This window comes from Azospira sp. I13, assembly GCF_003112695.1.
Classification (GTDB): Bacteria; Pseudomonadota; Gammaproteobacteria; order Burkholderiales; family Rhodocyclaceae; genus Azospira.
The window spans coordinates 230,393-231,124 of sequence record NZ_BFBP01000003.1 but is presented as its reverse complement, the minus strand read 5'-3'; the positions used below and the strand labels follow the sequence as shown (position 1 = coordinate 231,124).

The 732-nt window shown below is 59.2% G+C and carries 1 pseudogene; it reads right to left on the bottom strand.

What is annotated here, in order from left to right:
* Positions 1-732, bottom strand: a pseudogene (locus AZSI13_RS17890) (diaminopimelate decarboxylase); the annotation flags it as partial.

Here is a 732-nt window from a genome sequence, read left to right as displayed (position 1 = left end):
TCAGCCACCGTCTGCCTTCGTCGAATAAGCCGGGGCTCACCATTTTCCATCAGCACTTCGGCAATCAGCGGGCGCGCGTTGTAGTTCGATGACATGGAGGCACCATACGCACCGGTGTCGTGCAACACCAGCAGATCTGACACCTGCGCCTGCGGCAAGGACCGGTGCAACACCTCGCCACCTTCTCCCTGCGTAAACACATCTCCCGACTCACACAGAGGTCCGGCAACCACCGTGTCAAACTGCAGGCCATTAACCGCTGTGCCATCAGAGTGGATCAACTCCATGCCGTGGTAAGAGCCGTATAGGGCCGGGCGAACCAGATCACTGAAGCCGGCGTCCACCATCACAAAATGGTTGGTGCCCTGTTGCTTCGTGGCGCGTACCTCGGTGACCAGCACGCCGGACTCGGCCATCAAATAGCGGCCCGGTTCTATTTCCAGTTGTACTGGATGCTCCAGCAGTTGTTCCACGGCATGACGCGCGGCATCCCATAATGCAAAGTAGTGCGCCGTATCAATCGCGGGTTCACCGGCCTGATAGGGAACGGACAGACCGCCGCCCGCAGAGATGGCTTGCAGGTCCAAACCCTGCGCATGCACTATTGCTACCAGCTTTAGCATGGCACCGCACACTTCCTGCAGGTGCGCGTAGTCCACGCCTGAGCCGATATGCATGTGCAGGCCCTGCAAGGCCAGACCGTTGAACTTGATCTTTTCGCAGGCGCGTACC